The 14,815-nt window shown below is 71.5% G+C and carries 10 protein-coding genes; 6 read left to right on the top strand and 4 right to left on the bottom strand.

Going from position 1 to position 14,815, the window contains the following annotated elements; translation table 11 throughout:
* Positions 1–7: 7 nt before the first annotated feature.
* Both ABZ570_RS15635 and ABZ570_RS15630 read right to left on the bottom strand, forming a co-directional pair.
* Complete coding sequence (locus ABZ570_RS15635; protein ID WP_358062919.1) at positions 8–1,504, bottom strand: hypothetical protein; 1,497 nt, start codon at positions 1,502–1,504, stop codon at positions 8–10.
* Between the two features lie 176 nt (positions 1,505–1,680).
* Positions 1,681–5,205: a S8 family serine peptidase gene (locus ABZ570_RS15630; protein ID WP_358062916.1), complete on the bottom strand. Its 3,525-nt coding sequence runs from the start codon at positions 5,203–5,205 to the stop codon at positions 1,681–1,683.
* A 256-nt stretch (positions 5,206–5,461) separates the two neighbouring features.
* On the opposite strand from ABZ570_RS15630, the gene ABZ570_RS15625 reads away from it, so the two are divergent.
* From ABZ570_RS15625 to ABZ570_RS15610, 4 genes are all read left to right on the top strand, one after another.
* Positions 5,462–5,968 carry a hypothetical protein gene (locus tag ABZ570_RS15625; RefSeq protein WP_358062913.1) on the top strand — a complete coding sequence of 169 codons (507 nt, stop codon included), beginning with the start codon at positions 5,462–5,464 and terminating at the stop codon, positions 5,966–5,968.
* Between the two features lie 101 nt (positions 5,969–6,069).
* The gene (locus tag ABZ570_RS15620; RefSeq protein WP_358062910.1) at positions 6,070–6,594 is read left to right on the top strand and encodes a PadR family transcriptional regulator; all 525 of its coding nucleotides are present in this window, start codon (positions 6,070–6,072) and stop codon (positions 6,592–6,594) included.
* Positions 6,591–7,262, top strand: a complete 672-nt coding sequence (locus ABZ570_RS15615) for an ABC transporter ATP-binding protein (RefSeq protein ID WP_358062907.1) — start codon at positions 6,591–6,593, stop codon at positions 7,260–7,262. The genes ABZ570_RS15620 and ABZ570_RS15615 overlap by 4 nt, the downstream gene beginning before the upstream one ends.
* Positions 7,259–9,460 carry an FtsX-like permease family protein gene (locus ABZ570_RS15610; RefSeq protein WP_358062904.1) on the top strand — a complete coding sequence of 734 codons (2,202 nt, stop codon included), beginning with the start codon at positions 7,259–7,261 and terminating at the stop codon, positions 9,458–9,460. Before ABZ570_RS15615 ends, ABZ570_RS15610 begins: the two co-directional genes overlap by 4 nt.
* Before the next feature lie 48 nt (positions 9,461–9,508).
* Here ABZ570_RS15610 and ABZ570_RS15605 read toward each other — a convergent pair whose 3' ends face one another.
* Positions 9,509–9,862, bottom strand: coding sequence for a nitroreductase/quinone reductase family protein (locus tag ABZ570_RS15605; protein WP_358062901.1), 354 nt, complete (start codon positions 9,860–9,862; stop codon positions 9,509–9,511).
* A gap of 255 nt (positions 9,863–10,117) precedes the next feature.
* Between ABZ570_RS15605 and ABZ570_RS15600 the strand changes: the two genes are divergently transcribed.
* Entirely contained in the window at positions 10,118–11,056 is a 939-nt protein-coding gene (locus ABZ570_RS15600) for a PrsW family glutamic-type intramembrane protease (protein ID WP_358062898.1), read from the top strand.
* A 290-nt stretch (positions 11,057–11,346) separates the two neighbouring features.
* Here ABZ570_RS15600 and ABZ570_RS15595 read toward each other — a convergent pair whose 3' ends face one another.
* Positions 11,347–11,874: a hypothetical protein gene (locus tag ABZ570_RS15595; protein WP_358062895.1), complete on the bottom strand. Its 528-nt coding sequence runs from the start codon at positions 11,872–11,874 to the stop codon at positions 11,347–11,349.
* A 269-nt stretch (positions 11,875–12,143) separates the two neighbouring features.
* On the opposite strand from ABZ570_RS15595, the gene ABZ570_RS15590 reads away from it, so the two are divergent.
* On the top strand, positions 12,144–14,741 hold the full coding sequence (locus ABZ570_RS15590; RefSeq protein ID WP_358062891.1) for a LuxR C-terminal-related transcriptional regulator: 2,598 nt from the start codon (positions 12,144–12,146) through the stop codon (positions 14,739–14,741).
* Positions 14,742–14,815: the final 74 nt, after the last annotated feature.

The following is a 14,815-nucleotide window of genomic DNA, read 5'->3' as shown; positions in this document are numbered from 1 at the left end:
CCGAGACTCAGCGCCTCCGGGCGCGGAACCGCCGGCCGACCAGCAGCAGGCCGGACATCAGCAGGATGACCATCAGCCCGCCGGCCGCCACCCGGTACGGCGATGGGGCCTGGGTCTTCGTGCTGGACATGACGGTGGCCGGAAGGGTGGGCAGCGGGTTCGAGGTGCTGTCGGTGTTGGGGAGGTCGACGGTGAACACGTCGAGGCCCCGGATCAGGTCGGTGGTGTAGACGATGTTGGTCTTACGGCCGGTGGCCACCCCGTTCGGGTTGCGCTGCGGGACCCAGTAGGCGTCCCAGACCTCCGACAGCCCGGACGCGAAGTAGCCCCACTCGACGAGGTTGGCGGGATCGCGTACGTCGATCAGGCGGAGGCCACCCTCGTAGTAGGCCTGCGCGACGATGCCGCTCTGGTGGTAGTCGAACCAGTGCGCGGAGCAGAACGCCATGCTCGGCAATGCGACACCCTCGCCGGGGTCAACGGGATTGATCCGGTCCAGTGGGTGGATGGCGCGCGGGGTCCCGTCGAGCTTCTCCACGTACCACGTCTGGAAGGAACCGGCCTTGGCGCAGTCGGTGTTCAGGTAGTCCTCTTCCGTCACCAACAGCACGTTGCCGTTGTCGACCCGGGGCGGGGCGCCGGGCTTGAACGTCGACGCGTTCGGGCGCATCGAGTTGTGGTGGATGAAGTCGTTCCAGCCGGCTGCGGTGCCGTTGGCGTCGGTCGACGTGATCAGCCGGGGCTTCGCGGGGTCGCGGACATCGAAGATCGCGGCCCCACCCGAACCGGTGTGGATGCCGTACCCGGCGTCGTCGAAGTTCCACTTGTGCCCGGCCCCGCCGCCGAACTGGGCGTTGTAGTCCAGGGCCGGCGACTTCGCCGTGGCGACCTCTCGGGGCGCGTCCAGATCTGTGATGTCGACGATGGAGAAGTGACCACCGCTGCCGGCGGTGTACACGTAGTTGCAGGCGGTGTCCCGCACGCAGGTCACCGTGTGCGTGGACGAGGTGGTCTTGACCCGGGACCGGATGAACGGGTTGGCCGGGTCGGTGACATCCACGATCAGGAACTGCTTGGACGTCCCGACGTGGTCGATGTCATCCGACGACGCCTGAACACCGTCGACGCCGGCGAGCACGAACCGGGTGGTGGCCCGGTTCGCCGTACGCTCGCCGCAGTTCATCGCCTCGTTCTCGAAGAGGATGTTGTCCAGCACTCCAGCCAGCTTCGGCGCCACCGGGTCGCTGACGTCGAAGACGCTGATCGCGTCCATGCCGGAGACATAGAAGTACGGTGCTGACTTTGCGAAACAGCCGGAGATGGCAGAGGCGTCAGGAACGTTGGTCACCAACCGGACGTTCGGGGACGAGACCAGCGGTACGGAAACACCCTCGACATACTGCCGGCGCTTGACCTTCCATGCCTCGCTGGTCCCGTGACCGTTGTGGGCCGCCGCCGGGCTGGCCGTACCGAGGATGACGGCCGCGAGGAATCCGGACGCCACGATGTGGCGCGCTGTTCGGCCACGACGAGAAGTGAGCAATGCGAACTCCAAGGGATGAGTAGCAACAAGATGGTGATTTGGACGCCTGGCTGTCCGGCGCTTCGTGATCGGGCGTTTGTAAGGGATGACCGCTGGTTGCCGGCCGGACGGGCAATCGGCCGGCAACCAGCGTTCGGCTAATGGATCGTGACCCGCACGGCGTCCCGCGACGTTTCGATCCCCCGCTCGACAAGGCGGACCAGGATCATCCTGGGGCCCGGGCCGTACTCATCCGTGTCGACGGTGAAAGTCCACGCCGCCAGGCCAGATGCCGGCCGCCACCCAGCCGGGTCCGCCTGGCCGTTGCGGTCCACCACCTGCCACTGCACGACCGCCTCCGGCGCCACCGTGAACGAGCTGGCGGTCACCGCCGAGGTCGTGCTGTTCAGCCGTGCTCTGGCGTAGACGGTGTGCCGACCGACCGGCAGGGTGCCGAGCGACACCCGCCACGTGCCGGTGGCCGAGCTGAGCACCGCCTCCACCGGTTGCGCGAACGACGGGTCGTCGAGCGACACCTCGACCCGGCGCGTACTCGGGTGGTCGCCCGCAGCGGTCGGATCCTCGCCCAGGTCCGGGAACGTGTACCGCCCGCCGGCGAGCACCGACTCGCGCTCGGACACCGAGGCCCGGTCGGCCGGCGAGTCGATCGTGACGCCGAAGTCCAGCCCCGTGGGTGGCAGCGGCGCGGGCTCGATCTGTACGCGGGAGGCGTGCCCGCCCTCGAACCCGAACGCCCACGAGCGCGCCCCGAGCAGCTGCACCTGCACGGTGAGCTGCTCCCCGGTGAAGGCCGGACGCGTGGTACGGAACGAGAACGCGTACCGGGTCCAGCAGCCTTCGCCCAGGGTGGCGCAGACCGCGCCCGCTGGCCCGCTGCCGACCACCGGCTGGGCCAGGCCCTCGCCCTGGCCGATCTCCCGGTCGGTGGCCACGAGTACGCCGACCGGCCGGATGACGGTGGGAGTCTCCCCGGCGATGTACAGCTCCACGTTGACCGCCGATCCGGCGGGCAGCGGGGCATCGAGGTTGTCGGTGCTGGGGAAGATGCCCACCGGCCGGTACGCGGCGACCACCGAGGTGACCCGGGACTCGAAGCAGGGCTCCAGGTCACCGGCGCTGTCGGTGCGGTCCAGGTACTGCTCGTTGTCGGTCGCGGCGCAGCCGCTCACGCCGGGAGCCGACGCCGTGCGCCGGTGCAGCCAGTACGACAGCGTGTTCTTGCCGAGCGGCCGGAGCGTGGACTGTGCCGCGGGCGATGCGGCTGCCGCGACCTTCCGCAGGACGTTCAGCGCGCCGGTGGGCGTGGCCACGTCGGCGAGGCGGACGTCGAGTTCACCGGTGAGCGCCTCGGAGTCCGGCTTGCCGTCACCGGTCCGGTCGAAACCACCCCACAGGGTGTCCCGCACCGCCCGGTCGTAGGCGAAGAACTGGTCCTCGAACGGCCGCTCGGGCAGTTGAGCCTCGCCGAGCAGGACGGCGACCGCCCGTTCGGCGGCCCCGGGGGTGGCCGCGCCGTACCCCTCGAACAACACGTTCGGCTCGCCGGTGTACGGCGCGGTCAGCGGGTACGCGTAGGGCGCCCCGGTGTTGCCGTGCCCCAGTGGCAGCGCGCTCTTGAGCACGGCCTGCCGCAGTTCGTCGCGGGTCATGGCGCCGTCAGCCAGGTAGACGCTCTCCGCGCGCGGCACGCCCACCGCCACCGCCTGGCCGGGGCGCTGCCCCGCGGCGCCGTCGCCGAGGGCCGCACGTACCTGGCCGAGCACGGTGCCGAAGACCCCGGCGGTGTACGGCGTCGCGGCGGAGGTGCCGCCGAAGGCGCACTGGCCCACGGTGCCGGTCCGGCAGGCCGAGGGCAGGTTGCCGTCACCCCAGGAGGAGAGGTGCACCGGGATGCCGTCGCCGACGACCGCCCGCTGATTGTCGCGCCGGATCGCTCCGACGGTGATGTTCCAGTCCGGGCCGGTCTGGTCGGAGTGCCAGGTGCTGACGGGTACGTCGAATGCGTTGCCGACCCCGTTGCCGGCGGCGAACAGGGTGGTCTGGCCGCGTTCGGCCGCTCGCTTGGTGACTCCCTGGCCGTTGGTGATCGGACCGACGGGTGCACCGCCGACGTAGCCGAACGAGTTGCTGGAGATGTCGACCCACGGCAACTGGGCCACGACCGACTCGTCCAGCCCCTCGACCACGACCAGGAGGCAGGTCGGGCAGTAACCGTACCGGTTGCCGGTGGACACCGAGGCCGAGCCCGATCCGTGCCCGTTGTCGTCCAGGATCGGATGCGGGTCGTCCGCCGAGGTGGTCCCGGTGGAGCCACCGGCGTCCACCGCTCCGATGATCTTCGTGCCCGGGATCCAGTACATCGCCCCGGGTTGGATCGTGGTGTTCCCCGACCAGAGCTTGGTGTCCGCCGCCGGGAAGTAGCCCTGGCCGAGCGTGACGTCGAGCGACTTGGCGTCCTTGGGGTAGCCGGGAATGTACTCGCTCGGATGCCGGGTGAAGTTCCTGGTCAGCGCGAGGACGTCCGGGTCCGGGTAGGTCTGCGCGGAAAACTCGAGGTGGTATGGGTTGATGCCGGTGTCGGCGATGCCGATCACGGTCAGCGGGGCGGTCTTCGTGGCGATGACCGAGGGGTCGGCGACCAGGACACTCGTCGTCTCCCGGCGCTCCAGCCCAGCCGCGTCCGTGGCCTTCAACGTCACCAGGTGCCGCCCCTCCGGCAGGTGCCCGGTCACCGAGGCGCCGCCGGTCTCGAACACCCCGTCGCCGTCGAGGTCCCAGGCGGTGGTGACTGGCGCGGTGCCACCACTGACCGAGCCCTTGAGCTTCTGCTCGGCGCCCGTCGCGAACGCGTACGGCCCGCCGGAACTCACTACCGGCCGGGGATCGGCGCTTCCGGTCAGGCCGGTGACCACCATGCGCACCTGCTCGGGCGGCACGGTGGCGAACTTGACCGCGACCGCTCGCCAGGCACCGGATCGGGGCGAGGTCACCACGGCCTGCTCCGGCTGCCCGGCCGACGCCCCCGACGACGCCACCCGAGCGCCGGTCGGGTCGTACAGTTCCAGGTCGTAGTCGTTGACGGGGCTGGTGAAGGAGAGGTCGGTGGTGATTCGCCGGGTCCCGGCGGGCACGGTGAAGCCGAATTCCAGCCGATCCCCCGTCACCGTCGTACCCGGGGTGAGGTCGCTCCGGGTCTGGTCGAGCAACGTGGCTTGGCTCGGCTGGTACACCACGACCCGGGCCGTGTCCGAGGCGGACTTCCCGGCGGCATCCCGCACGGTCAGCGTCACCTGGTAGCTGCCCGCGGCCAGGTTGGTGGTGTCCAACTCCGTGCTGGCCGCGTCGGCGCTGAGCAGCTTGCCGTACTGGCTCGACCACGAGAACTGGTAGGGGGCGGTGCCGCCGTAGCCGGAGCCGAGCAGAACGGCCCGATCGCCGGCGGCGACGAATGCGCTGTCACCGGCGTCGGCGATCAGCGGCGCCGGTGCCGGGGGCGTGGCCGAGGGATCAGCCGTTCCGGCGACGGTCACCGCGCCGGACAGCGGTGTGGAAATCTTGCCCTGCCGTACCGGCTTGCCGTCGACAGTGTTGATCTTGATCGTGGCCGAGGCTGGCGTAGCGGCGGCGGCGGCCGGTGGGCCGGTGAGAAGTAAGGACAGCATCGCGGCGCCAGCCGCCGCGATTGTGCCCCGTGTCGTCTTTGACACGCAGAGATCCTTTCGGTGGGGGTGTGACCGGCGGGGATCCAGGTCTTAGCCGGTGTATCGCCGGGACGGCCGGCGCCGTAACAGCCGCTGCCCGCGTTTTGGCAGCCGGCCGGGAACGGCTTCCTCGTTCGGGGTCAGGCCTGGCAGGATGTTCCGACCGTGATGCGCCGCCAGGCACGGACCAGGCGGGCGCCGCGACGAGGCGGGGGAGATGGTGGACGCTGCGGAGCTGGTCAGGGCGCGGCAGGCGGTGCCGTTGCTGGCGGTGGCGCTCCTGATGGGCGTCACCGCCGGCTGCGGCAGCCCGACGGCGACCGATACGTGTGCGCCACCCACCACCCAGGAGCTGCGGGAGGCGTCCGGCCAGGCGACCCTGGTCGCCCGAGCCCGTTACCTCGGCGAGGCGAGCGGCACGGACGGGCAGACCGACGGCACCGTGTGGCGGCTTGAGGTGCGGGAGACGCTCAAGGGCGCGGCCGCCACGCCGACCGTGTATGTCTGGCCCGCCCTCGGCAGCCCGCTGAAGCCGCCGCAGGAGATGGTTGTCTTCCTGCGGCCGTACCGGCGGTCCACGGTGGTGGAGGGCAAAGAGGTCGCGGGGTACGAGATCGCCGGCCAAGGGTGGGTGCTCACCGAGCGCGACGGCACCGTCGTGCGGCTGTGCCGGGCGGATCCGAGCGACGAGGTCGACAACGCGGTGCTCGGCGGCATCTCGTAGGCAGCCCCCCATCTCTTGCCGCGCACATTCGGGTCAGCCATACGCGCCGATATGCGCCGGGGATATATACGCGAGGTATACGCTCGGGGTATGGTGCCGGCATGAGCGTTCCCATGACCCTGCTCGGACTGCTCGAGCGCGAGCCCTGCCACGGCTACGACCTGAAGCGCGACTACGACTCCTTCTTCAGCCGGGGCAAGCCCCTGCCGTTCGGCCAGGTCTACGCGACCCTCGGCCGGCTCACCCGCGACGGCAAGATCGTGGTCGGCGACGTCGAGCCGGGCGTCGGCCCTGAGCGCAAGCGCTACGTCATCACCGATCGGGGCGCGACCGAGTTCGACTCGTGGCTCACCGAGCCGGTCGAGGCCGAGCCCAACCTGCAGTCGGTGCTCTTCACCAAGGTCGTGCTGGCCCTCATGCTCGACCGCCCCGCCGAGGAGTACCTCGACCGGCAGCGCGCCGCGCACCTGCGGCGGATGCAGGAGCTGACCGAGCTGCGACGCAACGGCGACCTGGTCGACACCATGCTGGCCGACCACGGCCTGTTCCACCTGGACGCCGACCTGCACTGGATCGACACCACGGTCGCCCGGCTGGACGCCCTGCGCAAGGTGGTCCGGGGATGAAGGCGATCGAGGCGCTCGACGTCGAGCTCTCCTTCGGCGAGACCCCGGCGCTGCGCGGGGCCAGCGTCGCGGTGGCCCCCGGCGAGATCGTCGCCATCATGGGCCCGAGCGGTTCCGGAAAGTCGACGCTGCTGCACTGCCTGGCCGGGATCCTGGTGCCCGACGCGGGCGAGATCCACTTCGACGGCCGCCGGATCGACACCCTGAACGAGCACGAGCGCAGCCTTTTGCGCCGCGACCAGTTCGGGTTCGTGTTCCAGTTCGGGCAGCTCGTACCCGAGTTGACCGCGCAGGAGAACGTGGCGCTGCCGCTGCTGCTCGGCGGCGTCAAGCGGGCCGCCGCGCTCAAGGCGGCGCGGCCCTGGTTCGAGCGGCTCGGCCTGGCCGGGTTGGAGCAGCGCCGTTCCGGTGAGCTCTCCGGCGGCCAGGCGCAGCGGGTCGCGCTGGCCCGGGGCCTGGTCGCCCGGCCGGGAGCGCTCTTCGCCGACGAGCCGACCGGGGCGCTCGACTCGCTCACCGGCGAGCAGGTGATGGACCTGCTGGTCACCTCGGCCCGCGAGGAGGGTACGACCGTCGTGCTGGTCACCCACGACGCCCGCGTCGCCGCGTACGCCGACCGGCAGGTCATCGTGCGCGACGGCCGGGTGAACGCGCTGGTGGCCTCATGATCCGGTTCGCGGTACGGCTGTGCGTGGCCGGCGGGCGGGAGGCCGCCACCCGGCTCGTCATCATCGCCGCCGCGGTGGCGCTCGGCGTCGGCATGCTCCTGACCACGCTCGCCGGCTTGAACGCGGTCGGCGCGCAGAACCAGCGGTACGCCTGGCTCAACACCGCCGTCGCTCCCGCGTCCTCCGCCGAGGCGTCGGTCGACCCGCTGTGGTGGCTGATCCGCGAGGACTACCACCACGGTCGGTCCATCGGCCGGGTCGAGGTCGCGGCGGCGGGCCCGGACGCGCCCGTCCCGCCGGGCATCCCGCACCTGCCCGGGCCGGGGGAGTACTACGTCTCGCCCGCCCTCGGCGAGCTGCTGCGGGCTACCCCCGCCGCGGAGCTCGGTGACCGCTTCCCCGGCCACCAGATCGGCACGATCGGCCGGTCGGCGCTACCCTCCCCGGACTCGCTGCTGATCGTCATCGGCCGTACCCCGGCCGAGCTGGAACAACTGGGGGCCCAGCAGGTCACGCAGATCATGACCACCTCGCCGAGCCACTGCGACGGCTGCTACGTCGGGCTCAACGCGAACGCCGTGACGCTCACCCTCTCCGTCGTGGCGGCCGCGCTGCTGTTCCCGGTGCTCGTCTTCATCGGCACCGCGACCCGGCTGGCCGCGGCCCGCCGGGAGCAGCGGTTCGCCGCGATGCGGCTGGTCGGCGCCACCCCACGGCAGATCTCCGTCATCTCGGCCGTGGAGTCCACCATGGCCGCCGTGGTGGGCACCGCCGTCGGGTTCGGCCTGTTCTTCGCGTTCCGGCCGGGCCTGGCCACGATCCCGTTCACCGGTGAACCGTTCTTCGCGGGGGACCTGTCGCTCACCGTCGTCGACGTCCTGGCCGTCGCGCTCGGCATCCCGCTCGGCGCCGTCGTCGCCTCCTGGCTGGCGTTGCGCCGGGTGCAGATCTCGCCGCTGGGCGTGAGCCGGCGGGTGACCCCGAAGCCGCCGCGCTCCTGGCGGCTGATCCCGCTGGTCGCCGGCCTCACCGAGCTGACGTACTTCATCGGCCGGCGCCCCGAGACGACCAACGGCCAGATCACCGCGTTCATCTCCGGGTTCCTGCTGATCCTGACCGGGCTGCTGCTGGCCGGGCCGTGGCTGACCATGGTCGGCGCTCGGCTGCTGGCCGGGCGGGCGAGCCGACCCGCCACGCTCATCGCGGGGCGTCGCCTCGCGGACAACCCGCAGGCCGGCTTCCGGTCGGTCAGCGGGCTGATCGTGGCGCTCTTCGTGACCAGCGTGGCCACCGGCACGATCACCACCTTCGTCGCCAACCGCGGTGCACCGCGCACCGACTCGATCGCCGCCACCTCACTGTCGAAGATGTTCTGGCCCGAGGAGGGTCCCGCGCCGAGGGTGGACCAGATCCCGCCCGGGCTCACGGCGATCCCCGGGGTGCACAGCGTGACCCTGGTGCGCCGCAACCCCCACCCGGACGGGTGGCAGGGCCTGGTCACCTGCGCCGAGCTGGACCGCCTGGCGGTGTTCGGCAGCTGCCCCGCCGGGGCGCAGGTCGCGGCCGTGCCCGCCGATCTGATCGGCACCCGCGCCCTCGACGACCTGGCCAAGGACACGTACGTCTGGGACGACGCCGGCCTCCCCGCCACCGAGGTCGACAAGCAGCCGATCCTGTCGGTGGTCGTCAACACCACCAGCCGCTCCGCGCTCGAACAGGCCCGCACGATGCTGATCAACGTGTTCCCACAGGGGCGATTCCCGCTCAGCGTGGGCGACTGGGAGGGGAACGGCGCCCGGCAGCTGGTGCAGTTCCAGCAGCTGGCCAACGTGGTCATGCTGGCCAGCCTGCCGATCGCCGGCTGCAGCCTGGCGGTGAGCGTGGCCGGTGGGCTGAGCGACCGGAAGCGACCGTTCAGCATGCTGCGACTCACCGGGGTGCAGCTGCGCACCCTGCGCCGGGTGGTCGCGCTGGAGACCGTCGTACCCCTGCTGGTGGTCGCCGCGGTGGCGATCGGGATGGGCTTCCTGGCCGCGCACCTGTTCCTGCGGGCGCAGCTGGACTACGCGCTGCTGGCTCCCGGCTGGTCGTTCTGCCTCCTGGTCGCCGGCGGGCTGGCCGTGTCGCTGGGCATCATCGCCTCCACGCTGCCGCTGCTGCGCCGGATCACCGGCCCGGAGACGGCCCGCAACGAGTAGGTGCACACGGGAGGGGCCGGCGACACCGCCGGGCCCTCCCAGCCCGGGTCACCCGAGGGGCACCTGGACGGCGACGTCCCGCTTCGGGTAGTACGCCTCCACCTTGTTCGAGCCGTACTTGTCGCGGAACAGCTGCACGATGTGCCGGACCCGGTCCGAGTCGGTGATCGGGGTGGCGCTCGAGCTCAACGCCGTACCGTTGGCGGCCAGCTGGATCATCGGCGTGCGCCGCACGTTCTTGTACCAGTCGCTGTTCGAGCCGGTCACCGGGACCAGGAACACGCTGTCTTCCTCCTGCACGAACCACACCGGGTGGGAGATCTGCCGGCCGGTCTTCCGCCCGGTCGTGGTGAGCTCGATTTCGTTGACGCCCTCGAGAGCGTCCCTGATCGCGTTGGCCACGATGCCCTCCCGACAGCTTCCCGACGTGCTCCCACCTGCCAGGCTATGGATGTCCGCGCCCGCCAGCGGCCGGTTCCGGCGATATCGGCGGCAACACCCGCCCTGGTGTTCGGCACGCTCGCCCGCCGCGCTGTACCGGCCGCTGTTCCGACCGGTCTTTCCTAACGCGCCTTTTATCCGCTGAGTACCTTTTACGATGAGTTCTCAGATTCCCTGCGGTGCCGGAGGCCGCGGACGAGCTCCGAGGAGGCGGCGTTGGCACAGCCGTACCCCCAGCCGCCGCCCCCAGTGGTGCGGCGGCGCGCCTGGCTGCGGATCTTCTGGGTCGGCCTGGTGCTGTGGCTGGCCACCGTCCTGGTCATCTTCGCGACCGGCAACCCCAACCTCGTGCCGACCCTCGTGCTGCTGGGCAGCTTCCTGGTCCCCGTGACGTTCGTGGCCTGGGCCTTCGAGCGGCGGGAGACCGGCGAACTCACCCCGGGCCTGATCCTGAACACGTTCCTGGCCGGCGGGGTGCTCGGCGTGCTGGCCGCGTCGCTGCTGGAGTCCTACCTGCTGCGCCCGTCGTGGTGGCTGTTCCTCGGCGTGGGGCTCATCGAGGAGGCCGTGAAGCTCGCCGTGCTGGCGTTCCTGACCCGGCACCTGCACCACAAGGCGGTACGCGACGGGATCATCCTCGGCGCCTCCGTCGGGTTCGGCTTCGCGGCCTTCGAAACGGCCGGCTACGCCTTCACCGCGCTGTTCACCGCCCACGGGCTGTCGGTGCCCCAGCTGGTGGAGACCGAGGTGCTGCGCAGCGTGATCTCGCCGTTCGGCCACGGCCTGTGGACGGCGATTCTCGGCGGGGTGCTCTTCGCGTCCAGCACCCGGGAACACTTCACGATCACCGGCCGGCTCGTCCTCGCATACCTCGGCGTGTCCCTGCTGCACGCCTTCTGGGACGGCATGCGGGTGATCGCGCTGATCCTGACGCTGCTGTTCACCGGGGGAGTGGTGTCCCACGGCAGACTCGTTCACCCCACCGGCGGGCAGGTGGTGCTGTTCACGGTGCTGGAGTGGGTGGGGCTCGCGATCGTGGCGCTCATCGGGCTGCTCTGGCTGTGGACGGTGGTGCGGTCAGCGCGCCGCGCGCAGCAGCAGCCGCCCCCGCCGCCGTCCGGGTGGCGGGTGCCCATCCGCCCGCCGGGCGGCTGAGATCACCCCACCGTCGGGGCTTGCTCGGATGCCTCGAAGGGCTGTCGGCCGGATGTTGGTCCGAGCCCGATATGCCTCAGAGTCATATTTATGCCTCTGAGGCATATCGCTCTCGAGCGGATTACTTACGACCGGCCCCCGGCGCATCGGGGCGCTGGCAGCCCCGCCGCCGTCCTCACGGGCCCCGTCGCGCTCACCGTGCAGACTCACGCCGTGCCGGCGCGGCCTCCGCATCCTGCGCGTTCTGCTCGCAGTCCTCGCTGCCGTCCGGAAGCAGCGGTCGGGTAGGCCTACACGCGGCCCTGCAGGCTCTTGCCCAGTCGCAGCGCGACTTCCCTGCGCTTGTCCGGGTCGCTGATGTTCACCTTGATCCCGCAGAAGTCGCCGCTGCGGCACGGGAACCACAGCTCGCCGTGCATGGTGTCGTAGGTGGCGCCCTCGGCGGATCCGTTCACCTGCTCCCCCACCTCGGCGACGGCCTCGTACTCGGGCTTGGTCAGCACCGTCGCGGAGATCGCCTCGACGATGCCGTCCTTGGCGCCCGAGGTCGCCGTCCAGACGCATCCGCCGAGCTGGTAGTCATGCTGGCCGCCATCGTTCGGGCCGATCGCCTCGGTGACCTCGCTCTTGGTGAGGCGTCCGCATTCGTCGCCCTTCGCCTGGGTGGTGGCGGAGTCGTCCGTACCCGCGCTCTGTGCCGACTCGGGAGAACTCGAACCGCCGTCACTTCCGCACCCCACCACCAGGGCGAGCGCAAGGCCGACGACCGCGACCGGTCCGAGCTTCCTGAGCATTTTCATTGATCGTCCCTTCGCCACGGGCTCGCTCTCGGCCCACGGCTGGACTCCAACATGATCGAGGCCCCGCCGTCACGAGTAGTCGACTACCTGTTCCTGTCAACGTAGGAGCAAGCGGTCGGGTGCGGTGATGCTTGCAGGTGTCCTCGAGAGGCCGCATCCTTCTGGTGAAGGATCCTCCGGTCGGTTCCGGAGCCACAGCAACCGGGCGACCCGCCCACACCTGCTGCCCGGCTCGGGGAAGGTCTAGGTGTCGCTTGTACGGTCCGGGCGCGGGCCAGGACTGGCCGTTGACCGGCCGCGTCGAGGAGCTCCGGGCGATCGACCGGGCAGCTAGACGGCCCGGCGGGCCGAAAGGCGTGATCCTGGCCGGGGCGCCCGGGGTCGGCAAGACCCGGTTGGCTCAAGAAGTCCTGGCCAAGGCCGCCGAGCAAGGAGCCGCGACCCGATGGGTGGTCGCCACCGCCTCCGCGCGCGGCCTGCCGTTGGGGGCGTTCGCGGGGCTGGTCGCCACCGCCGGTGACGACCCCGGCCAGGTGCTGCGCCACGCGGTCGACTCGCTGCTCGCCGGGGCGGGGGGCGGCGAGGTCCTGGTGGCGGTGGACGACGCCCACCTTCTTGACGAGCTCTCGGCACTGCTGGTGCACCAGCTGGCGTTGCACCAGGCGGTCACCCTGGTCGTCACGATCCGCACGGGAGAGCCGGTCGCGGACGCGGTGAGTGCCCTGTGGAAGGACGGGTACCTGACCCGGCTGGATATCCCGCCGCTGTCCGAGCCGGAAACCGGGGCGCTGCTGACGGCGGTGTTGGGCGCTCCGGTGGACAGGGCCACCGTGGCGCGCATGTCGGCGCTGACCAGAGGCAACGCACTCTTCCTCCGGCATCTGGTCGGTGGAGAGCTGGAAGCCGGCCGGCTACGAGCCGTCGGCGGGGTGTGGCGCTGGTCGGGGGAGGTGACGGTCACCCCGAAGCTGGCGGACCTGGTGGAGGCCCGGATGGGTCGGCTGTCCAGACGGGTGCGGGACGTGGTGGACGTGCTCGCCCTCGGCGAGCCGCTGGATGCCGGCCTGTTGACTCAGCTCACCGCCGCGGCAGCCGTGGAAGAGGCCGAGGTGCGGGGGCTGGTGAGCGTCGAACGGGACGGCCGGGAGCTGCGGACCCGGCTGGCGCACCCGCTCTACGGCGAGGTACGGCGCGCGGGCATCGGTACGCTGCGGGCCCGCCGACTGCGCGGCCAGATCGCCACGGCATTGGCCCAGACCGGCGCGGACAGCCCCGACGACCTGTTGCGCCGTGCCGTGCTCAGCCTCGACTCGGACCTCGAACCCGACCCGGCGCTGTTCACCGCGGCCGCCGGGTACGCCGTTCAGCTCTTCGATCTGCGGCTGGCGGAGCGGATCGGCCGGGCCGCGGTGGCCGCGGGCGGCGGGTTCCAGGCACAGATGACCGTCGTGGCGGCCCTCAGCGGGCTGTGCCGCTACGCCGAGGTCGAGGCTGAGCTCACCGCGCTCACCGCGCTGGCCGGCACCGACGCCGAGCAGGTCAGGGCGACAGTGGCCCAGGTACACCACTTGATGTGGCTCGCCGAGCGGCCGGCGGAGGCCGCGGCAGTCCTGGACACCGCGGAGGACCGGGTCCGGGACGACGTGGCCCGGCTGCAACTGGTCGCGGTGCGGGCCTACCTGGAGGCCGGCCTGGGCCACCCGGCACGGGCGGCACAGGCCGCTGCCACGGCACTCGCCTGGCCCGGGCTTCCCGCGGAGTCGGCAACGCTCGCCAGCTGCGGGCTCGTCGCCGCGCTCGCCGCACTGGGCCGCGTCGACGAGCTCGGCCCGGCCGCCGCCGACGGCCGGGCAGCGGCTGACCGATCGCCCGAACTCACGTTCCTCCGCGTCCCGCTGGCCGGCTGGCAGGTGCACGGGCTGCGCCTGGCCGGTTGCCTGCACGAGGCGCTCGCGGTCGCTCTCGAGTGCCAAGAGACGACCAGGGACGTCGCGTTGGCCGTCGAACTCACCAACATCGTGCTGGCAGAGGCGGAACTCTCCCGGGGCCAGGTGGCCACCGCGCTGCGTCTGCTCCGCGAAGCCCGCGCCGGCCTGGAAGGTGCCGGTAACGCCGGTGGCTTTCTGTATCTCTGCCTGCTGACGATGACGCGAGGGCTTGCCGTTTCCGGTGATCTGGTCGCTGCCCGACGGTCCCTCGCGGAGCTGCGGGAACGGCAGCATCCGGCACTGCTGGTACTGCGACCGGAGATGCTGTTGACCCGAGCGTGGGTTGCCGCCGCCGAGGGCGCGGTGAGCGAGGCCCTCGCCCTCGTGCACGAGGCGGCCGAGGTCGCCGCGGCCCAGGGGCAGCCGGCACACGAGGTTCTGGCGCTGCACACCGCGGTCTGCCTCGGCGACGGTTCGGTCGCCGACCGGCTCGCCGACCTGGCCACCCGCGTGGGCGGCCCCCGGGCGTCGGCCGCCGCGGCGCAGGCCGCTGCGCTCGCCGTCGACGACGGTGATGGCCTCCTTGCCTCCTCGGCTCACCTCGAACAGCTCGGCGATCTGCTGGCCGCCGCGGACAGCGCCGCGCAGGCGGCGGCGGCCTACACCCGACACCACCGGACCAGCCTGGCCAAGTCCGCGGCGGCCCGCGCCCATCGGCTCGCGCACCTGTGCGGCGGCGCCCGCACGCCCGCGCTGGCCGCCGCGGCTCGGCCATTGCCGCTCACCCCTCGCGAGCGCGAGATCGTCACGATGGCGGCGCACGGCCTGCCCAACCGGGAGATCGCCGATCGGCTGGTCGTCTCCGTGCGGACCGTGGAAGGCCATCTCTATCGAGCCGGCGCGAAACTTGGCACCAGCAGCCGCGCCGAGCTCGCCACGCTGATCCACGACGACTGAGCCGTGATTCACCGCGCGCCGGCCGTACCTCTGCGCGGGCTGCCCGACATCGCGCCGCTGCTGGCGTACGGGGC

Source organism: Micromonospora sp. NPDC007271 (genome assembly GCF_040634005.1).
GTDB lineage: Bacteria > Actinomycetota > Actinomycetes > Mycobacteriales > Micromonosporaceae > Micromonospora.
Note: the sequence above shows the minus strand (reverse complement) of the source record. Positions and strands in the feature narration are given on the sequence as shown.